Below are 20942 nucleotides of genomic sequence, written 5' to 3'. Positions count from 1 at the left end.
GCTCCGACGATTTGTTATAATAACTTTGTGCCGCTTCATGCGGCTGAGAAGAAATAAGTAGAAAGAAACAAGTAAAAAGAACTATAAGGAGACTGTGTCCGTCACCGCAACGGATAAGGATTATGAACAGAAATAAAGACCTGTATAAAAGATTTGTCACCTTTATCTCCAGCATACTGCTTCTGGGAATGCTCACAGGCATATTCGCCTTTGTGTGGTACAGAAACTACAGCGAGGAGATAATCCTGCCATACTACCGGCGAGGAAACTGGGTGCTCATTGCTATCTACTGCCTGCTGGTATGGCTGTTTTTCAGAGCCTACGGCGGCTTCAAGCTGGGCTATCTGAAGAAAACGGATATGCTCTATTCACAGATGATATCCATGATATGTGTCAACACGGTATCGTACTTCCTCATCAGCCTCATCGGCAGACATTTTATGGCAGTTTCGCCTGTTATCGTCATGTCCTGCGCTGATATGGGAGTCATAGCCCTGTGGACCCTGCTTGCGGGCAGGCTGTACTTCATGATATATCCGCCGCGGAAGCTGGTCATCATCTACGGAAGCCATCAGGCGGCAGCACTGGTGCTGAAAATGAGCCAGCGTGTGGACAAGTACATGATTTGCGAGTCCATAAGCATAACCGAGCCTGCGGAAAAGGTCCGCGAGCTTATAATGAAATACGAGGGCGCTATCATCTGCGATATCCCTGCCGAACAGAGGAACGATTACCTGAAATTCTGCTTCGAGCATTCAAAACGCGCGTATATAGCCCCTAAAATATCAGATATTATAATAAGAGGAGCCGACGATATACGTCTTTTCGACACTCCCCTTATGCTGTGCCGTAACTACGGTCTCGACTTTGAACAGCAGCTCATCAAGCGCACCTTTGATATCATATTCTCGCTGATAGCGCTTGTGCCTGCGGCTCCGTTCATGATACTGGCAGCAGCAGCCGTTAAGCTCTACGACCGCGGTCCCGTGTTCTACAAGCAGAAGCGCCTGACCCTCCACGGCAAGGAGTTTTACGTCTACAAGTTCCGCAGCATGATAGTTGACGCGGAAAAGGACGGCAAGGCGCGCCTCGCCACCGAGGAGGACGAGCGTATAACTCCCGTGGGAAAGATACTGAGAAAGTTCAGAGTGGACGAGTTCCCCCAGCTCCTCAACATACTCAAGGGCGATATGTCCGTGGTAGGACCGCGCCCCGAGCGTCCCGAGCTCACCGAGGAGTACAAGAAGGAAATGCCCGAATTCGGCTTCAGACTCAAGGTCAAGGCAGGTCTTACGGGCTATGCTCAGGTAACGGGCGCCTATGACACAACTCCCTACGACAAGCTAAAAATGGACCTGATGTATATAGAGAACTACTCCATACGTCTGGACCTTCAGATAATACTCATGACAATAAAGACCATGTTCTTCCCGCCAAAGAACAACGCCGAATTAGACGAGAACGTTCTGGCGCCGAAGTTCACAGAAGAAAAAAAGGAGAACAGCAGATGAAGATCACAGCAGTCATCATGGCAGGCGGCAGAGGAGAGCGTTTCTGGCCCAAGAGCCGCAACGCCACGCCAAAGCAGTTCCTTTCGCTGACAAAGGACGGCGAGACCATGATACAGAAAACGGTGAAAAGGCTCCGTCCCATTGTTGAGGCTGAGGACATATTCATCGTCACCAATGCAGCATACACCGAGCTGGTGCTTGACCAGCTCCCCGATATACCCAAGGAGAATATCCTTGCCGAACCATGTGCAAGGAACACAGCTCCCTGCATAGCCTTTGCGGCAGCGGTCATCGGCAGGAAATACGAGGACGCCATCATGCTGGTGCTCCCCTCCGACCACCTCATCGGCTATGAGGACATCTACCTCAACACGCTGAAAAAGGCTATAAAGTCCGCCGAAAAGGGCAAGCGCCTTGTCACTATCGGAATAACCCCCGAATACCCCGAAACAGGCTACGGCTACATCAATTTCGGGGAGGAAAAGGGCGACGTCTACGCTGTTGAGCGCTTCGTCGAGAAGCCCGACCTCCCCACAGCCAAGGAGTACCTTGCCTCGGGAAGATACCTCTGGAACAGCGGTATGTTCGTATGGAAGGTATCCTCCATCATGTTCAATCTGAAGGAGCTCATGCCAGACATCTATGAGGGCGCAATGCGTATAGGACAGGCTTACGGCACCGACAGCTTCAACGAGGTGCTGGTGAAGGAGTTCACCGCCTTCAGAAGCGAGTCAGTGGACTTCGGCATCATGGAAAAGGCAGCTCACATCTACACCATCCCCGGAAGCTTCGGCTGGGACGATGTGGGAAGCTGGCTGGCTGTTGAACGCATAAACGAGACCGACGACGACAAGAACTTCATCGACGGCGACGTTATCGCCATCGACTCAAAGCGCACCACGGTATGCGGCGGAAAGCGCCTCATTGCCGCTGTGGGCACAAGAGACATCATCATCGTTGATACCGATGATGTTCTGCTGGTCTGCTCAAAGAACAACACACAAGACGTGAAAAAGGTCATTGCTCAGCTTAAAGAGCAGGGCAGGGACGAACTGGTATGATGACACATCGGAGGCTCAGGTCTCCGGTATGATATATACGCTTAATTGCAAAAAAGGAGTAATATAAATGAAAAACGCACTTATCACAGGTATAACAGGACAGGACGGCTCTTACCTCGCAGAGCTCCTGCTCGAAAAGGGCTACAATGTTTACGGCATATGGAGAAGAAAGGCTACTGTTGACTACGGCAACATCGCTCACCTCAAGGACAAAGTCCATCTTATCTATGCTGATATGACCGATCCCGTGTCCCTTATCTCCGCAATGAAGATATCTCAGGCTGACGAGGTATACAACCTTGCCGCTCAGTCCTTCGTTGCCACAAGCTGGGACACTCCTCTCGGCACAGCCGACATCGACGCTCTCGGCGTTACAAATATGCTGGAGGCTATCCGCATAGTAAAGCCAGAGGCCCGCTTCTATCAGGCTTCCACATCGGAGATGTTCGGTCTGGTGCAGGAGATACCCCAGAAGGAGACTACTCCCTTCTACCCCAGAAGCCCCTACGGAGTTGCTAAGCTCTACGGCCACTGGATAACAAAGAACTACCGCGAGAGCTACGGACTTTTCGCCTGCTCGGGCATCCTTTTCAACCATGAGTCGGAGCGCCGCGGAATAGAGTTCGTTACCCGTAAGATCACAGACGCCGCAGCCCGCATAAAGCTTGGCGTTCAGGAATACATGGAGCTCGGAAACATGGACTCAAAGCGTGACTGGGGCCACTCAAAGGACTATGTACGCGCTATGTGGCTCATGCTCCAGCAGGATAAGCCCGATGACTACGTTATCGCTACAAACGAGACAAGAACTGTCCGCGAGTTCGTTGAGACTGCTTTCAAGCACGTCGGCATAGAAGTTCAGTGGCAGGGCAGCGGCGTTGACGAGATCGGTATCAACAAGGAAAACGGCAAGACCATCGTAAAGGTAAACAAGAAGTTCTTCCGTCCCGCAGAGGTGGATATCCTCCTCGGTGACCCCTCAAAGGCTGAGAAGGTACTGGGCTGGAAGCGCGAGATTGACTTCTCACAGCTTGTTGAGCGTATGGTAAAGAACGACCTTGAGCTGGTACACAACGAGATAAAGGTAAAAGAGATAATCGGCTGAACTTTCAGCTGTCAATAAGGGGGCGGTATTATGAGATCTGAGGTACTCAGAAGCGAAAAAGGCGGCTATAACAAAACCGATGTGCTTACTAAGCTAGATGCTCTGAACGCTCTGCTGATGATGGCGGAGGAAGGCGTGGACAGCTCAAAGATACTCCCCGAGCTGGAAAAGATCCGTCAGCGTCCCATGAGGAAAGAAAAGAGCGGATTTTTCGGTACTATCGGCTTTTCCGCCGAAGATACCGACAATTACATTGCCGACCTTGAAGCAAAACTGATGAACGCTCTCTCGGACAGATAAAAACCTACACAGTCATATATCATTCAAAGGTGGAGAAGTTGATTTGAGGATAACCTTCGACGCTGTGCCCATATGCAGCGATAAGATAACGGGAATAGGCTGGTGCGAGGTGGGACAGACACAGGCACTGGCTGAAAACTTCCCCGAAAACAGATACGAATACAGCTTCTTTACCAGCGGCGATGCCGAGAGAGTAAAGAGGGTAAAGAAGTTCGCAGGCAAGAGCATAAAGCTGAACACCTCGGGCTTTTCGGGCTATCTCTACCGTGCAGCCAGCACATTCCTGCCCGTCCCCTATTCATTCTTTTTCGGCAGAAAGTCAGATATAACGCATTTTTTCAACTACATCGTGCCGCCCTTTGTCCGCGGAAAGAAGGTAGTCACCGTCCATGACATGGTGTACAAGGCTTTCCCCGAGACAGTCCGCGGACGCACCCGTTTCATGCTTGAAATGGGGCTGAAGCGCTCTATGAAAAGGGCGGATATCATCGTTACGGACTCGGAGTTCTCCAAGTCCGAGATAGTGAAGTATTTCCCTCAGCATGAGGGCAAGATAAGAGTAGTCCCCTGCGGCGTTGACCTTGAAAGGTTCCGTCCCTGCGAAACTCCCGAGCGCATCCCCGAGGTCAAGAAGTCCCTTGAGATAGAGGGTGACTATTTCCTCTACCTCGGCACCATCGAGCCCAGAAAAAATCTGGAGCGCCTTATCACTGCCTATGCAGCTTTTGCAAAAAAGGCAGGCGAAAAGGCTCCCAAGCTGGTGCTGGCAGGCGGCAAGGGCTGGCTTGACCACGGCATATACAGCCGCGTGGAGAAGCTGGGACTCACCGACAGGGTCATCTTCACAAAATACGTCCCCTCAGAGGACATGAATCCCCTTATGTGCGGCGCTCTGGCATTCGTTTTCCCCTCACTTTACGAGGGCTTCGGTATGCCCCCTCTGGAGGCTATGGCGTGCGGAGTTCCCGTACTGGCGTCGGGTGAGGCTTCTCTCCCCGAGGTAACAGGCGACTGCGCGGTCATCTGCGACGCATACGACCCCAAAAGCATTGCAGGCGGTCTTTACAGGCTCTGGAGCGATGAGGCTCTCCGCAGGGAGCTGAGCAGAAAGGGCATTGAGAGAGCAAAGGGCTTCACATGGAAGCGCTCCGCAGAAATGCTCATGGAGGTATACAGGGAGCTGAAAAATGAGTAAAAAGCTTGAAATTCTTGAAGTCAACAAGGCTTATTATCCCCATATTGGCGGCATAGAGACCATTATCCGCCAGTATTCCGAGGAGCTGAGCAAAAACGAAAAGGTTCATGTGAGAGTACTGGTGTGCCGCGACGGCAGAGGCAGGACGATACGCGAGAAGATGCGCGGTGTTGATATCACCCGTGCAGGCAGTCTCGGGACTTACTTCTCATGTCCCCTGTCATTCTCATTCTTCCGCCACTTCCGCAGAATGGCGAAAAAAGCCGACGTTGTACACATACACGTCCCCTTTCCCCTTGCAGATGCAGCACTGCTGCTGTCGGGCTTCAAAGGGAAAGTGGTAGTCTCATGGCACAGCGACATCGTGAAGCAGAAAAAGCTCATGCTGTTCTACAAGCCCTTTATGCGCTATCTGCTGAAAAGGGCTGACGTTGTACTGACAGCTACGGAGGGTCATGTGAAGCATTCGCTGTACCTCCCCGAATACAGCGAAAAATGCAGAGTCCTCCCCTATGGCATAATCCCGGAGGAGTACCTTGCAGTACCGAGAAAGCCCGTCCTCACGGAAAGAGCGACGGACAAGAGCTGCGTAAAGGTGTTCTTTACGGGCAGACTTGTCTACTATAAGGGCGTAGACGTGCTGCTGAAGGCATTCACAAGGGTAAAGGGCTGCGAGCTGTTCATCGCAGGCACAGGCGAGCTGGGCGACGAGCTGAAAGCCTATACCGCAGAGTGCGGCATGGAGGAAAAGGTGCATTTTCTGGGATTTCTCCCCGATGAGGAGCTCCGTCAGGCTTATGCGGACTGCGATATATTCGTGCTGCCTTCGGTGGCTCCCAGCGAGGCATTCGGCATAGTACAGCTGGAAGCCATGGTCTACGGAAAACCCGTTATAAATACCGCTCTCCCCTCGGGAGTGCCATATGTCAGCCTTGACGGCAAGACAGGTCTCACGGTGAAGCCCAAGTCCCCCAAGGCTCTGGCAGAAGCCATAAACCGCCTTGCAGGAGACAGAGAGCTCCGCGAAAAGCTGGGGAAAGCTGCCGCGGTCCGTGTGGCTGAGGAGTTCAGCGAGGAGAGCATTCAGAAACGTCTTTACGATATACTCAGCGAATAAGGAGGCAGACTTTTGAGAGCATTGATAATCGGCGCCGCAGGCTTCGTGGGAGGCTATCTCATCAGAGAGCTCAGCGCCTTCGGCTGGGACGTCCACGCCACCTGTCTGCCCAATGAGACCGTGAGCGAGAGCTGTCCCGTACACCATCTGGATATACTTTCGGCAGAGGATATCGCTCCCCTGCTGAATGAGGTGAAGCCCGATGTGGTCTATCATCTGGCTGCCCAGAGCTCCGTGGCGCTTTCGTGGAAAAAGCCTCAGCTCACCGCGGAGATAAATGTCATCGGCACGATAAACGTCCTTGAAGCCCTCCGTACAGCCGAAAAGCAGGACATCAGGACAATTCTCATAGGCTCGGGAGAGGAATACGGCTATATCCGCAAGGACGCCTGTCCCCTGTCGGAGTCGGAGCCCCTCAATCCGGGCAATATCTACGCCGCCACAAAAGCCTGTCAGGGCATGATAGGCGAGATCTACGCAAGGGCGTACAAAATGGATATCGTCATGGTACGCGCCTTCAACCACTCGGGACCCGCTCAGAGCAGTATCTTCGTTATCTCCGACTTCTGCCGCCAGATAGCAGAGATAGAAAAGGGCTTGAAGGAGCCCGTCATCAGCGTGGGAAATCTGTCCGCCAAGCGCGATTTCACCGACGTCCGCGACGTTGTCAGAGCATACAGGCTCCTTGGCGAAAAGGGCGTCAGCGGTGTGGTCTACAATGTGGGCAGGGGCAGAGCAGTTGATATACAGTTCATACTGGATACGGCACTTTCCTTTGCGAAGCTCCCCATCGAGGTAAGACAGGACCCGAACCGCATGAGAGCCTCGGATATCCCCCTCATTGAGCCCGATGTGTCACGCATTGCCGCCGACACAGGCTGGTCCGCAGAGATAACCATGGAGCAGACCGTTGAGGATACCCTCAGCTATTGGAGAAATAATATATAACTATATAGACAGGACAAAATCAGAAAGGAGCGAACAGAATGTCCGATATGAAGCTGACAAACGAGAAAATGCTGACCTTTACGGGGCATGAGAAGGTAGGTACCTTCAAGGCAGGCGAAAAGCTCATGGAATTCGGCGAAAAACAGAACGCCGCCAACGAAGCCCTCGCCGCAAACCTTAACGACCTTATCAAGAGAGTCTGCGCTCTGGAGGACAAACAGCTCCAGAATGAGGACATAATGCGCCGCATTGCCAACGAGCTTGCAGCCTACAAGAAGGAGCTGGACAGAGTAAGGCTGTCGGAAAAGCTCAATTCAGGAGCGATAGAGCGCCTTGACCGCGCAATAAAGCTTGCCGAGGGCGACGGAAAGTAAACTGCATTTTTGTATATGCTGTCATTCCCAATGATTATGCAATTTTTTTCGTCAGACTCTTGACAATGTTACCGTTTTGTTATATTATATAATAGTGTGGACAGGGTATGCCCCGCAGCTTGAAAAAGTCCGTCGGACGTATATCTTTACCCATCAAGACTCAATCAACGGAGATTTGTGTAATTGCAGTCTCCGTTTTATTATTTTGGCGATGAAGCCATACTGAAAGAAGGTGTTATCATGGCAGAAGAGTTAATGGAACAGCTGGATAATCACACCGCGTTTGTCATACCTATACTCGGCGGCATCCCCGTTCCCGATTCCTGTGTGGTGACTTGGATAATAATGGCAGCCCTTGTACTGCTGTCGATAATATTCACACGCAAGCTGAAAAAGGTCCCTACGGGCTCACAGTGCATACTGGAAGCCTTCATGGACTTCCTCGACAATTTCTTCATCAATATTCTGGGAGAAAAGGGCAGGAAGTACGTCCAGATACTTGAGACCTTCATCATATACATAGGTGTATCGAACATAATCGGCGTATTCGGCTTCGTACCGCCCACAAAGGACATCAACGTCACCGCAGGCCTTGCGGGCATGGCGATAATCCTCGTTCAGGCGTCCTTCATCATCGAAAAGGGACCGCTGAAATGGGCGAAAAGCTTCCTCAACCCCATAAACCTGCTGGACCTTGTTACCCGTCCCCTGTCGCTGTGTATGCGACTTTTCGGTAACGTCCTCGGCGCATTCGTCGTTATGGAGCTCATCAAGCACGTTATCCCCGGCGGCGTACCCGTTATCGCCAGCGCTTACTTCGACCTTTTCGACGGTCTGCTTCAGGCGTATGTATTCGCCTTCCTCACCTCCCTCTACATGGCAGAGGCTCTCGAGGAGGAAGAGCATGAGGGCAAAAAAGTAAAAAAAGCGAAAAAAAAGCCACAACTTCACGGAGGTAATTAAATATGGGAATCATTGCATTAGGCGCTGCTGTTGCCGTTCTTACGGGCGCAGGCGCAGGTATAGGAATAGGTCTTGCAACTGCTAAGGCTACCGAGTCTATCGCTCGTCAGCCCGAGGCTAAGGGCGATATAAGAACAGCTCTGCTCCTCGGATGTGCTCTTGCAGAGGCTACCGCCATCTACGGCTTCGTTATCGCACTTCTCATCATCCTTTCCCTCGGCGGAAAGTAATCAAAATACACGGAGGTAAATATCATGGGAATCATTGCATTAGGCGCTGCTGTTGCCGTTCTTACAGGTGCAGGCGCAGGTATAGGAATAGGTCTTGCAACCGCTAAGGCTACCGAGTCCATCGCTCGTCAGCCCGAGGCTAAGGGCGATATAAGAACAGCTCTCCTTCTGGGCTGTGCTCTTGCAGAGGCTACCGCTATCTACGGCTTCGTTATCGCACTCCTTATAATCCTTTCTCTCGGCGGCAAATAAGCCGTAACCAAAAAACATCCAAGGAGGGCATAGAATGCTTGATTTTAGTTTCTGGAGCATTTTCTGGGCAGTTTTCAACGTTATCGTGCTGTTCATACTGCTCAGGATATTCCTTTTCAAACCTATAAATAAGATCAGGGACGAGCGTACCCGCACCATACAGAATGATCTGGACTCCGCCCGTAAGGCTAAGGACGAGGCTGAGGAGCTCCGTCAGCAGTATGAGAACTCTATCAGCGACGCCAAGGAACAGGCTAACCAGATCATGATGAAGGCGCATGAGGACGCTGAGTCCGAGAGAGCTGCCATAATCAGGAAGTCTCAGGAGGAGGCTGACAGGATCGTTGCAGACGCTGACAAGACCATCGAAAACGAAAGGAAGCGCGTGCTCCGTCAGGCTCAGTCAGAGATAGCTGATCTGGCTATCGAAGCCGCTTCCAAGATCATCGGCGAGAACGTGGACGACGAGAAGAACCGCAAGCTCGTTGATAAGTTCCTTTCCGAAGAGGAGGGAAATAAATGAGAGATTCAGACAGAGAGTTTCTGAAAGAGCTTGTCCGTCTTGATGTTTCTCAGACAGACTGCTCCAATACCAGAAAGATCCTCGAGACCTGCGGCGACGTGGGAGATACACTGGCTAATCCCCTTGTTACCCACGACGAAAAGCGCGGTATCATAAATAAACTCTTCCCCGAGTCCATGCACAAGTTCCTGCTCAATGTTGTCCGCGGAGGCGCCATCGAACGCCTTGAGGAGATACTTGACGAGTACGACGAGCTGCTTCTGGACAAGCAGGGAAGCATAAAGGCGGTAGTCCGCTATGTTACACCCCTTACAGAGGCTCAGCAGGCAGACCTCCGTCAGTTCATCATGGACAAATTCGTGAAAGAGGACGTTGATATAGAGTACAAGCATGACCCCGATATCATCGGCGGCTTCATACTCAATGCAGGCGACCTTGAATACGACAAGAGCTACCGAACAGGTCTCCGCCTTATGAAGGACAACCTCCAGACAAAGGCTGCGGAGTACGTTGACGGCGGCGCTTCCAAGAATACAGGCAAGAACAGCGATATCATCTCAGTCCTCAAAACTGAGGTAAGAGACTTCGAGGTAAAGTCGGGAGCTACCGAAACAGGCTTCGTTACCCGCCTCGGCGACGGTATCGCAAAAGTACACGGCATGAATTCCGTTATGTACGGTGAGCTGGTAGAGTTCGAGACAGGCATCAGGGGTATCGTTCAGAACCTTGAGGAAAAGTCAGTGGGAGTAGTTCTCCTTGGCGATGACCACGGTCTCACAGAGGGCTCATCGGTAATCAGAACAGGCAAGAGAGCAGGTATCGGCGTAAGCGATGAGCTCCTCGGACGAGTTGTTGACGCTCTCGGCTCTCCCATAGACGGTCAGGGACAGATAAAGGCTGACGATTACTTCCCCATTGAGCGCGAGGCTCCGGGCGTTATCGAGCGTAAGCCCGTAAGTACTCCTCTCCAGACAGGTATACTTGCCATAGACTCAATGTTCCCTATCGGCAGAGGTCAGCGTGAGCTCATTATCGGCGACCGCCAGACAGGCAAGACCTCCATCGCCGTTGATACCATTATCAATCAGAAAGGTCAGGACGTTATCTGTATCTATGTTGCCATAGGTCAGAAGTCCTCAACAGTTGCACAGATAGTCAATACTCTCAAAAAGTACGGCGCTATGGACTATTCCGTAGTTGTCTGCGCTTCTGCCAGCGACCCTGCGCCCTTCCAGTATATAGCCCCCTATTCGGGCACTGCTATCGCAGAATACTTCATGTCAAAGGGCAAGGACGTCCTCATTGTATACGATGACCTCTCAAAGCACGCCGTCGCATACAGAGCCATGTCACTTCTGCTCCACCGTCCTCCGGGACGTGAAGCCTTCCCCGGCGACGTTTTCTATCTCCATTCGAGACTTCTCGAGCGCTCCAGCCGTCTTGACGACGAGCACGGCGGCGGTTCACTGACGGCTCTCCCCATCATCGAGACACTGGCAGGCGATATCTCCGCTTATATCCCGACCAATGTTATTTCTATCACAGACGGTCAGATATTCCTTGAGAGCGAGCTTTTCAACTCAGGTCTCCGTCCTGCGGTGAACTACGGTCTTTCCGTATCCCGTGTAGGCGGTGCCGCTCAGACAAAGGCAATGAAGAAGGCTTCGGGAAATCTCCGTATCGACCTTGCCCAGTTCAAGGAAATGGAGATATTCACACAGTTCTCATCAGAGCTTGACCAGTCCACAACAGAGCTCCTCGAGCACGGCAGAATGCTGACCGAGCTTCTCAAGCAGCCTCTGTACAATCCCCTGCCTCACTATGAGCAGGTAATACTCCTCTATGCGGCTCAGCATGGCTTCTTCAAGGGTATCCCCCTCAAGGAGCTGAGAGAGCACCGCACCGACCTGATGAACTATATCAGGAGCTACGGACAGGATATAATCACCGAGATAGAGGAGAATAAGGTCCTGACAGACGACCTTATGGAACGTATCGAAAGAATACTCACAGCTTTCGAGGAATAAGGCGGTGATCCTCTGTGCCTAATATGAGAGAGATCCGCGAAAGGATCGGAAGCATCCAGCAGATCCTGAAGATCACCAACGCCATGTACCTCATGTCATCTTCCAAGCTGAAAAAAGCAAGGAAGTCACTGGAGTGTACAGAGCCCTACTTCTACAAGCTCCAGTCAACTATCGAGAGCGTTCTCGAGCATACTCCCCATACCCGTCAGCAATACTTCGACAGGCGTGAGGATATCCCCGAGGATAAGCGTAAGAAGGGCTATATCGTCATCACTGGCGACAAGGGACTCTGCGGAAGCTATAACCACAATGTACTTAAATATACCGAGCAGAAGCTGAAAGAGACCGCAGATATTGACAACTGCTACCTCTTTGTCATGGGACAGGTGGGAAGAATGTACTTCCAGCGCCGTATCCAGAACGACAAGAAGGGCTACGTTGACGGAGAGTTTCTCTACACCACCCAGAATCCCACGCTTTACAGAGCCCGTGAGATCGCAGAGCAGGTGCTGGAGAAGTTCGAGAAACACGAGCTGGACGAGGTGTACGTCATATACACCGATATGGTAAATTCCAGCCTTCAGGAGCCGAGAACGCTGCGTCTGCTCCCCTTTGAGAGAAAGCATTTCGGAAAGGCTGCCGACGGTACGATGAAAAAGCTGCCAAAGGCGTCATTCATGCCCTCTCCCGAGGAAGTTATGAACTATCTTATCCCTCAGTATGCAAAGGGAATAATCTACGGTGCCATGGTGGAGGCATTCTGCTGTGAGCAGCAGTCCCGTATGACCGCTATGGACGCCGCCACAAACAGTGCCAAGGACATGATAAAGGACCTTTCCCTCATGTACAACCGCGCAAGACAGGCGGCTATCACTCAGGAGATAACCGAGGTCTGCGGAGGCGCTGCTTCCATCAGTGAAGAGTAATGCAGTGAACACCGTCCACGGCGTTCCATTCGTGTGTGGGGCGATACCCACATCGCTCCGTGATCACTGTTGAATTTTGTAGAGGAGGGAGCCCTCGCCCTCCCGAAATATACATAGCATTATACCATACAACGGGAGCCCGAGGGCGGGCTCCCCTACAAAAAATGATATACCCGAAATTCTCTTAAACAAAGGAGAAAAAAATGGAAAAAGGCAGGATAACTCAGGTCATCGGACCTGTTATAGATGTTGAATTCGGCACGGGCAAGCTCCCCATGATAAAGGACGCCCTCACTGTCGAGGTCGACGGCAGAACACGAGTTATGGAGGTGGCTCAGCATATGGGCAACCACATCGTGCGCTGCATCATGCTGGCGTCCAGCGAGGGACTCAGCAAGAATATGGAGGTAACTCCCACAGGCTCCTGTATAAAGGTGCCCGTAGGCGAGCAGACCCTCGGACGTATGTTCAACGTTCTCGGCGAACCCATCGACAAGAAGGGCGACGTTGAGACAGAAGAAAAATGGGAGATACACCGCAAGGCTCCCACATTTCAGGATCAGAGCCCCGTTGTTGAGGTACTTGAAACAGGTATCAAGGTCATCGACCTTATCGCCCCCTATGCCAAGGGCGGTAAGATAGGTCTCTTCGGAGGCGCAGGCGTCGGCAAGACCGTCCTCATTCAGGAGCTTATCAGAAATATCGCCACCGAGCACGGCGGCTATTCAATATTCACAGGCGTCGGAGAGCGTTCCCGTGAGGGCAACGACCTCTGGAACGAAATGCAGGAGTCGGGAGTTATCTCCAAGACCGCTCTTGTTTTCGGTCAGATGAACGAGCCCCCCGGATCCCGTATGCGTGTTGCTCAGACAGGTCTTACCATGGCTGAGTACTTCCGTGACCGTGAACACAAGGACGTTCTCCTCTTTATCGACAATATCTTCCGTTATGTACAGGCAGGCTCCGAGGTATCAGCCCTTCTGGGACGTATGCCCTCTGCCGTTGGCTATCAGCCTACACTGGCAAACGAAGTCGGCGAATTGCAGGAGCGTATCACCTCCACAAAGAACGGCTCCATCACATCGGTACAAGCTGTTTACGTCCCTGCGGACGACCTTACAGACCCTGCACCTGCGGTCACATTCGCTCACCTTGACGCTACAACAGTTCTTTCCCGTAAGATAGTTGAGCAGGGTATCTACCCCGCCGTTGACCCTCTGGAGTCCAATTCCCGTATCCTCGAACCCGAGATAGTCGGCGAGGAGCACTATACCGTGGCAAGACGCACTCAGGAGCTTCTCCAGAAATACAAGGAGCTTCAGGACATCATCGCCATTCTCGGTATGGAGGAGCTGGACGAGGACGACAAGCTGGCTGTATACCGTGCAAGAAAGATACAGAAATTCCTGTCTCAGCCCTTCAATGTTGCCGAGAACTTCACAGGCCTCAAGGGCAAGTACGTTCCCCTCAAGGACACCATCGAGGGCTTCAAGGCTATCATCGACGGCGATATGGACAAGTACCCCGAGGCAGCCTTCCTCATGGCAGGAACTATCGACGACGTTATCATGAAGGCTCGTCAGATGGACGAGAACTAAAGGAGGCGTCATATGGCTAAGACCTTTCACCTTGAGATAATCGCCACCGACCGCATTTTCTTCAGCGGAGAGGTGGAGCACCTCGTCATCACCGCCATAGACGGTCTTATCGGTATCATGGCAGGACATGAGCCCCTTGTTACCTCTCTCCCCACAGGAGAGCTGAAGTACCTTGTGGACGGCGAGTGGAAGTACGCCGCCATATCCGAGGGCTTCATACAGGTAATGCCCGATTCTTCCATAATTCTGGCGGATACCTGCGAGCTTCCCGAGGAGATAGACATAAAGAGAGCTCAGGAGGCGCGTGAGCGTGCCGAGGAGCGTCTCAGACAAAAGCAGAGCATAAAGGAGTACTATGAGACTCAGGCTGCGCTGAACCGCGCTATGAACCGCCTGAAAATTTCTCAGAAACACTTCAAATAATATCAGAAAGCACTCCGTCGGGGGTGCTTTTTTATTATTCTCATGTGGCTGTTTCATTATCTGCGGACGCCCGATGGGCGTCCCTGCATTCAGTGAGGACTCTGTCCGGCATACAGATACATACGGAGCTTTGTCTATATTCCCGATTTTTACTTTAAGGAATTGTGCATATTCTTGAAATGGGAATAATTTCCGCTCACATACTTGACTTTTTTATAAAAATATAGTACAATAATTGTAATTGTCAATGAGACAGGAATAAAGAACTCATGCCTTTTCCCCCTTAGCGGAGTTACGGCTCAAAGAGTTCGGAAATAGGAGGCATGACTGTGAAAAAGACAGGCAAATCAACTTTCTTCATTGTCGTTGCTTTTATCGCATTGTTCGCTGTTACAGCGGTGTTTGGTATTGACAAGCTCTTCGGAGACAACAGGACTACTTACGTCAAGGGCGTTGACGATATCCGCCTTGGTATCGATATCAAGGGCGGTGTTGACGTTACTTTCGGTCCTGCCGGTGACTTTGAAGCTGATGCCAATCAGCTCGACGCTGCTACTGCGATCATCAAAACAAGACTTTCGTCTCTCGGTATCACCGATAACGAGGTCTACAGCGATGAAAAGAGCGACAGAATAATCGTTCGCTTCCCATGGCAGGTAGGCGAGACAGACTTCGATCCCGAATCGGCTGTCAAGGAGCTCGGCGAAATGGCTGAGCTGACTTTCCGTAAGGGTACAGACACAACAACCGATGAGGCGGGCAACGAGATCCCCTCAGGCGAGATCGTACTCGTGGGCGATGACGTTGCAAAGGCTACAAGAGAGTTCCAACCCGACAGCGACGGAAAGAACTATGAATATGTTGTCGCACTCGAACTCAGCTCAGAAGGCTCAAAAAAGTTTGCTGCCGCAACTGCTGAGCTCTCAGGTTCGGAAACCCCCATCTCGATCTGGATGGACAATACAATGGTATCCGCTCCCTCTGTAAAAAGCACTATCACAGACGGACACGCTATCATCTCAGGAAGCTTTGACGCTGACTCTGCAAAGAGACTTGCAGATCAGATCAACTCAGGTGCTCTCCCCTTCAAGATGGAGACAAAGAGCTTCAGAACAATTTCTCCTACAATGGGTGAAGGCTCACTGGACGCTATACTCCTCGCAGCTCTCATCGCATTCATAGGAATCGCGCTCTATATGATCGTTCTTTACAGACTCCCCGGCGTTGTGGCTGTTATCGCTCTGGGCGGACAGATCGCAGGCTCTATCGCCGCTATCACAGGCTGGTTCGGATTCATGAACGGCTCTACACTTACCATCCCCGGTATCGCAGGTATCATCCTCGCCGTTGGTATGGGTGTTGATGCCAATATCATCACAGGCGAGCGTATCAAGGAAGAGCTCAGGACAGGAAAGTCACTCGATGCGGCTATCAAGATCGCTTACAAGAGAGCATTCTCCGCTATCCTCGACGGTAATATAACAAACGTTATCATCGCCGTTATCCTCATGGGTGCTTTCGGTGTTCCCGACAGCTTCTTCTCGAAGATCCTCAACAAGACTATCTTCTTCGCATTCGGCGCTACTGCTGAGGGCGTTGTTTACTCCTTCGGATTTACCCTGCTCGCAGGCGTTATCTGCAACTTCATCTTCGGAGTATTTGCTTCAAGACTTATGGTAACATCACTCTCCAAGTTCAAGTGCTTCAAAAACAGAAAGCTTTACGGAGGTGACGAGAAATGAGTAAGAAGAACACTCAGAAGGAGAACGTAACACTTCCTAAGAAGGTTTATAACTTCTGTTCCAAGAAAAGACTTATACTCGGCGTTGTGATCGCTGTCCTCGTCGTATTTATAGCAGGCGCTGTAATCAGAGGCATCCACCTCGCTATCGAGTTCAAGGGCGGTACCCTTATCACCTACACATATCAGGGCGAGATCAACACAAATGACGTCGCTTCAAATGTTAAGGACATCGTAGGCTCATCCGTTATCGTAAGAAAGGGCGAAAGCCTTGATTCCGGCGGAAAGCAGATCACTATCTCCTTCACCTCTGAGGAGGGGCTTACTGCTGACAAGCAGACAGAGCTCACCTCTACTCTCAGAGAGAAGTTCCCCGACAACGCTCTTGAGATATACGATTCAAACGATGTAAGCCCCACTTCGGGACATGAGTTCCTGCTCAAGTGCCTCATCGCAGTGCTCTTTGCAGCTCTCATCGTTATCATCTACATCGCTATCAGATTCAGGAACATCGGCGGATGGTCCGCAGGTGTATGCTCTATCTTCGCACTGTGTCTGGACATCCTCGTAGCGTTCACAACTACCGTTGTATGCGGTTTCAGCATCGACTCCAACATCGTTGCCGTATTCCTCACCATACTCGGTTACTCTATCAACAACACCATCGTTATCTATGACAGAGTCAGAGAGAACCGCAAGCTCATGCCCAAGGCTTCTCTTAACGAGCTTATCAACGTAAGCTGCACACAGTCGCTTACACGTTCTATCAGAACATCGGTAACAACTATCGGCACAATGCTCATCGTTACCATCGTAGTTCTGGTAACAGGATATGATTCGCTCCTCAGCTTCTCTGTACCGCTGATGATGGGTCTTATCTCAGGTACCTTCTCGTCACTTTTCGTTGCACCTGTTACATGGTCATGGTGGAAGAACAAGAAGGCAAAGAAAGAAAAGGAAGCAAAGAGCAGCAAGTAATGCTCCTTCCGCAATACAGAGCTTCAGCCCCGAACGTCCTTACGAACGCTCGGGGCTCTTTGTTTTTTGCGGACTTCTCTGCATTTTAAACTCATTTGTTATATATGGCTCCTTTCCCTTGACTTGACAGGAAGAATATTGTATAATTGTTGTATAAGAATGAGCAGAAGGGAGAAGACTATGGCTAAGCTGAAATTTTCGGAAAAGACCGACGGCGTTTGCATACACTGCCGATTCACAGGCAGCGAGACCCTCAATGAAGCAGAATACAGATACTTTACCGACAACCGTATCAAGGGCTGGCTCACGCCAAGGTTCTCAGCTCCCGATAAAATAGAATACACGGGCGCTCAGGGCGTCCCCCTCATAAACGTGCTGAAGCACGGCGTTGACAAGGAGCTTTACTACCGTATCGTTGCGGAGCTCCTCACCATTATGGACACAGCCGCTTCCTGCGGCTTCAATATGCCCAACATCGTTCTCGACCCCAACTTCATCACCTTCGATACCGAGCGGAAGGAGATATGGCTTTTCTACCTCCCCATCTGGTACAACGAGAACACCAACGACGGCATAGTGAACTGCCTCCGCAGGATATCCACCTATGCGGAATACAAGTCCAAGGAGGACTTCCACAGCGTTGACGGCTTCATGAACTTCATCTGCCGCGCCGACGGCTTCACCGTGGGAGAGGCTATGGAATATATACGCAGAGAGGCTCCCGATGCGGTGCCTGCACCTAAAACAGCAGCAAGACCTGCGTCTCCTCAGCCTGCGTCAAGACCCGAGTTCAGCCGTCCCGAGGCTGCAAGAGTGGCTGAGCAGCCCCGTCAGGCAGCTCCGCAGAACACCGCTCAGGCTATAATCAATGAGATAAACCGCGGCTCTCAGGAGTTCATGCACACCGAGGAGCCAAAGCTCCCCGAGCCCAAGGTCATCCCCTCCCTCACCGAGGAGAGACCAAGCGCGGTACCCGAGCTGAAAAAAAGGGATATCCCAAGACCTGTGGTGAAATATCCCACTCTTACAAGACGCGCAACGGGCGTTACCATCAACATCGACAAGCCCGTTTTCAGAATAGGCAAGGAGCGCGACCGCGTTGACTTCTGTGTCACGGAGAACAGAACTGTCAGCCGACTCCACGCCACTATCTACACCCGCAACGGCTCCTGCTTCGTAGAGGACAACAACTCCACCAACAGGACATATATAAACGGCACTCCCGTTCTTCCCGACAGAGAGATAAAGCTGAAAAGCGGCGACGTGCTGAAGCTTTCCGACGAGGAATTCGACTTTATCGACGGTTGATACCGCCCTTTGGGGGTAATTATGGATTACATCACTGCCTGCGATACCGATATCGGTATCTCAAAGAAGATAAATCAGGACAGCGTCTGTGTCAAGACCGCAAACACTGCCACGGGCAAGGCAGCTCTTGTACTTGTGTGCGACGGCATGGGCGGTCTCTCACGGGGAGAGCTTGCCAGCGCAGAGGTGGTCAGGAGCTTCGCAGAATGGTTCGATACAGAGCTCCCCTTCGAGCTTCCCGACTGGGACTGGAAGACTGCCGCAAGAAACGTCATCAGCCGCCTGAGAAGGCTCAACGCCATACTCATGGACTACGGCGCTCACAACGGCATACAGCTGGGTACTACCGCAACAGGTCTCATTGCCGTCAACAACGGCTTCATGACCTTCCATGTGGGTGACAGCAGGATATACAGGATATCCGACAAGCTCAGCCAGATAACCGACGACCACACCTTCGTCAACCGCGCTGTGAAAATGGGAAAAATGACTCCCGAGGAGGCTCTCACCGACCCGAGAAGAAATGCCCTTGTGCAGTGCATAGGCGTAACGGGAGAGGTCGCTCCCGAGGTAAGACTGGGTACCTTTGAAAACAACACCAACTTTATGATATGCTCCGACGGTTTCCGCCATGTGCTTACGGAAAAGGAGCTTTTCGAGGAGCTTTCTCCCGAAAAAACACCCGACAGATCAGCTATGAAGTCACAGCTCCGCAGACTCATCGAGACAGTTAAAAGCAGGAACGAAAACGACAATATCACCGTTGCATTGTTCCGCGCAGAGCTGTAACGGCAAAAAGGAGTGATCCTATGACAAGAGACGAATTGCTGGTTATCGCAGCAGCGGCTGCGGCTTTCGTCATTATAAACATCATCATGTGGAGCATCATCGCCAAAAAGGAGCGAAAGGCAAAGGGGATCGCCGCTTCACAGGATGCAATCGCTGAAAACACTGTAAGCAGCGTACCTGCGGCAGCTGCCGCAGAGGGGTTCGAGTTGATCGACAACATAGTCATCGTCCACACCACGGACAGGATCATCTGAGGATATACCTGCCGCCTTCCGCGCAGGCGGCGGTCTGTCATATATTTATTTCATGATATAGGAGGAAAATCAAACATGAAACTTGCATTCAAGATCATGACTATCTTCTTACTGGTAGTCAACAGCATCGCAGCTATCGTAGGAATAGCGGCTGCGGTGGCAGCGAACTCGCTCACCGAGGGCAAAACAGGCGGAGATGCCGCTCTCGGAGGTCTGGCAGTATTCGTCATCGTGCTCTCGCTCATCCCAGTGGCACTTACCATCTATATGGCAATATGCGGCCTCAGAGGCAACTATAATATGTGCTTCAAGCTGTCCGCAGCGCTGATGGTGCTGAACATCGTGTCGTTCGTAGCCACCGAGAACAAGGCGTCTGCCATCTTCTCACTGGTTCTGTCCATCGTTTACTGCTTCATGGCAAAGAAAATGGACGACGGAGCCTATTGATCCACCACCGAACACTATACATACACGATATCAAAGGAGGCTTCATCATGTACGAACAGTCCGAGGCAGATCGCTATCAGGCACAGAGATCTATGGAATTTGCTCTCAACAGAAACCTGAGATCACAGGAGTTCGCTCATAATCTCTCGCTGCTGAACCGCTGCAAAAAACACTATTCCATCATGGGCATAGTGTATTTCATACCGCTTATAATTTATTTCCTTGTGGCATTTGTATTCGGCTTTCTCACAGGTTCATTCACAGCTGCCCTTTTCGCGCTGTTTGAATGTCCCCTCATAGCCTATCTGGCTCTCAAGAGCTTTTACAGCCATAAGGATATGACGCTGATATTACTGCTCGCAACACTGTTTATAGTTCAGGCGGCACTGTTCGTGCTTGCTCCCAAAGAACCTCAGGGAATATTCAAATTCAACATCGCAGGCAAGTGCAGCTGGATACACCTTGTAATGGCTGTTATAGAGGGCAGTCTGGCGGTCTGGAACATCTTCACCAACATCACCTACCACAAGCTGGAGGAGGCTGACGGCTTCCCTCAGTTCAACGAGAGGTTCTTCGAGCAGGAAATGGACAAGCGCGGCAGTGCTATCAAGGACCCCTACCAGTTAGAAATGGAAAGGCGCATGAGAACTGCTTCCGATGCAATGTCCGACGTGGGGGCAACAGGTCAGGAGCCTGTTGGCTACAACAGCTCTCACACCACGGGTCAGATGGACGAGATATGAATACGGCTCTTTGGCAATGTATATTTTTCACAGAAAATCTGCAAAAATTTCTGTAAATAAAGGCGGCTGTAAGCCGCCTTTATTTATTGACATGAGAAGCTTATAATGATATAATTAAATTGATATTTT

General features: G+C 51.3%; 23 protein-coding genes. All 23 read left to right on the top strand.

From position 1 onward, the window contains the following. Positions 1–122: 122 nt before the first annotated feature. The 23 genes from DSZ37_RS06210 to DSZ37_RS06100 all read left to right on the top strand — a co-directional run bounded on the left by DSZ37_RS06210 (position 123) and on the right by DSZ37_RS06100 (position 20813). A complete protein-coding gene (locus tag DSZ37_RS06210) occupies positions 123–1511 on the top strand; it encodes a sugar transferase (RefSeq protein WP_109726075.1) in 1389 nt (462 codons plus the stop codon). Beyond that, entirely contained in the window at positions 1508–2572 is a 1065-nt protein-coding gene (locus DSZ37_RS06205) for a mannose-1-phosphate guanylyltransferase (protein WP_109726074.1), read from the top strand. The genes DSZ37_RS06210 and DSZ37_RS06205 overlap by 4 nt, the downstream gene beginning before the upstream one ends. Positions 2573–2639: 67 nt before the next feature. Further along, on the top strand, positions 2640–3677 hold the full coding sequence (gene gmd / locus DSZ37_RS06200; protein ID WP_109726073.1) for a GDP-mannose 4,6-dehydratase: 1038 nt from the start codon (positions 2640–2642) through the stop codon (positions 3675–3677). 30 nt (positions 3678–3707) lie between these two features. Further along, on the top strand, positions 3708–3977 hold the full coding sequence (locus DSZ37_RS06195; RefSeq protein ID WP_109726072.1) for a hypothetical protein: 270 nt from the start codon (positions 3708–3710) through the stop codon (positions 3975–3977). A gap of 43 nt (positions 3978–4020) precedes the next feature. Then, a complete protein-coding gene (locus tag DSZ37_RS06190; protein ID WP_109726071.1) occupies positions 4021–5172 on the top strand; it encodes a glycosyltransferase family 4 protein in 1152 nt (383 codons plus the stop codon). Then, positions 5165–6289 carry a glycosyltransferase gene (locus DSZ37_RS06185; protein WP_109726070.1) on the top strand — a complete coding sequence of 375 codons (1125 nt, stop codon included), beginning with the start codon at positions 5165–5167 and terminating at the stop codon, positions 6287–6289. Before DSZ37_RS06190 ends, DSZ37_RS06185 begins: the two co-directional genes overlap by 8 nt. A gap of 12 nt (positions 6290–6301) precedes the next feature. Beyond that, positions 6302–7237, top strand: a complete 936-nt coding sequence (locus tag DSZ37_RS06180) for a GDP-mannose 4,6-dehydratase (RefSeq protein ID WP_109726069.1) — start codon at positions 6302–6304, stop codon at positions 7235–7237. A 38-nt stretch (positions 7238–7275) separates the two neighbouring features. Further along, positions 7276–7611 (top strand): hypothetical protein, encoded by a 336-nt coding sequence (locus DSZ37_RS06175; RefSeq protein WP_109726068.1) that lies wholly within the window; start codon positions 7276–7278, stop codon positions 7609–7611. A gap of 240 nt (positions 7612–7851) precedes the next feature. After that, positions 7852–8574, top strand: coding sequence for a F0F1 ATP synthase subunit A (locus DSZ37_RS06170; protein ID WP_109726237.1), 723 nt, complete (start codon positions 7852–7854; stop codon positions 8572–8574). A gap of 2 nt (positions 8575–8576) precedes the next feature. Then, a complete protein-coding gene (gene atpE, locus DSZ37_RS06165; RefSeq protein WP_037296843.1) occupies positions 8577–8804 on the top strand; it encodes an ATP synthase F0 subunit C in 228 nt (75 codons plus the stop codon). 24 nt (positions 8805–8828) lie between these two features. Beyond that, positions 8829–9056 (top strand): ATP synthase F0 subunit C, encoded by a 228-nt coding sequence (gene atpE, locus DSZ37_RS06160; RefSeq protein ID WP_037296843.1) that lies wholly within the window; start codon positions 8829–8831, stop codon positions 9054–9056. A 34-nt stretch (positions 9057–9090) separates the two neighbouring features. Next, the gene (gene atpF, locus DSZ37_RS06155) at positions 9091–9579 is read left to right on the top strand and encodes a F0F1 ATP synthase subunit B (RefSeq protein WP_109726067.1); all 489 of its coding nucleotides are present in this window, start codon (positions 9091–9093) and stop codon (positions 9577–9579) included. Then, positions 9576–11606, top strand: coding sequence for a F0F1 ATP synthase subunit alpha (gene atpA / locus DSZ37_RS06150; protein WP_109726066.1), 2031 nt, complete (start codon positions 9576–9578; stop codon positions 11604–11606). Before atpF ends, atpA begins: the two co-directional genes overlap by 4 nt. Before the next feature lie 14 nt (positions 11607–11620). Next, positions 11621–12532: an ATP synthase F1 subunit gamma gene (gene atpG, locus DSZ37_RS06145; protein ID WP_109726065.1), complete on the top strand. Its 912-nt coding sequence runs from the start codon at positions 11621–11623 to the stop codon at positions 12530–12532. A gap of 203 nt (positions 12533–12735) precedes the next feature. Further along, positions 12736–14130 carry a F0F1 ATP synthase subunit beta gene (atpD, locus tag DSZ37_RS06140; protein ID WP_109726064.1) on the top strand — a complete coding sequence of 465 codons (1395 nt, stop codon included), beginning with the start codon at positions 12736–12738 and terminating at the stop codon, positions 14128–14130. 12 nt (positions 14131–14142) lie between these two features. After that, a complete protein-coding gene (locus tag DSZ37_RS06135; RefSeq protein ID WP_109726063.1) occupies positions 14143–14553 on the top strand; it encodes a F0F1 ATP synthase subunit epsilon in 411 nt (136 codons plus the stop codon). 323 nt (positions 14554–14876) lie between these two features. Then, the gene (locus tag DSZ37_RS06130) at positions 14877–16295 is read left to right on the top strand and encodes a preprotein translocase subunit SecD (protein WP_431768065.1); all 1419 of its coding nucleotides are present in this window, start codon (positions 14877–14879) and stop codon (positions 16293–16295) included. Further along, positions 16292–17272, top strand: a complete 981-nt coding sequence (secF, locus tag DSZ37_RS06125) for a protein translocase subunit SecF (protein WP_109726061.1) — start codon at positions 16292–16294, stop codon at positions 17270–17272. The genes DSZ37_RS06130 and secF overlap by 4 nt, the downstream gene beginning before the upstream one ends. 180 nt (positions 17273–17452) lie before the next feature. Further along, positions 17453–18580: an FHA domain-containing protein gene (locus DSZ37_RS06120; protein WP_181380258.1), complete on the top strand. Its 1128-nt coding sequence runs from the start codon at positions 17453–17455 to the stop codon at positions 18578–18580. A gap of 21 nt (positions 18581–18601) precedes the next feature. After that, on the top strand, positions 18602–19369 hold the full coding sequence (locus DSZ37_RS06115; protein ID WP_109726059.1) for a PP2C family protein-serine/threonine phosphatase: 768 nt from the start codon (positions 18602–18604) through the stop codon (positions 19367–19369). A 20-nt stretch (positions 19370–19389) separates the two neighbouring features. Beyond that, entirely contained in the window at positions 19390–19623 is a 234-nt protein-coding gene (locus DSZ37_RS06110; RefSeq protein ID WP_109726058.1) for a hypothetical protein, read from the top strand. Between the two features lie 75 nt (positions 19624–19698). Continuing rightward, entirely contained in the window at positions 19699–20070 is a 372-nt protein-coding gene (locus tag DSZ37_RS06105; protein WP_109726057.1) for a hypothetical protein, read from the top strand. A gap of 47 nt (positions 20071–20117) precedes the next feature. Then, positions 20118–20813, top strand: coding sequence for a hypothetical protein (locus DSZ37_RS06100; protein WP_109726056.1), 696 nt, complete (start codon positions 20118–20120; stop codon positions 20811–20813). The last annotated feature ends 129 nt before the right edge of the window (positions 20814–20942 follow it).

The organism is Ruminococcus flavefaciens, from assembly GCF_900116855.1.
GTDB classification, from domain to species: Bacteria; Bacillota; Clostridia; order Oscillospirales; family Ruminococcaceae; genus Ruminococcus; species Ruminococcus flavefaciens_R.
The sequence above is the reverse complement of the archived record's forward strand: the minus strand, read 5'-3'. Positions and strand labels throughout refer to the sequence as shown.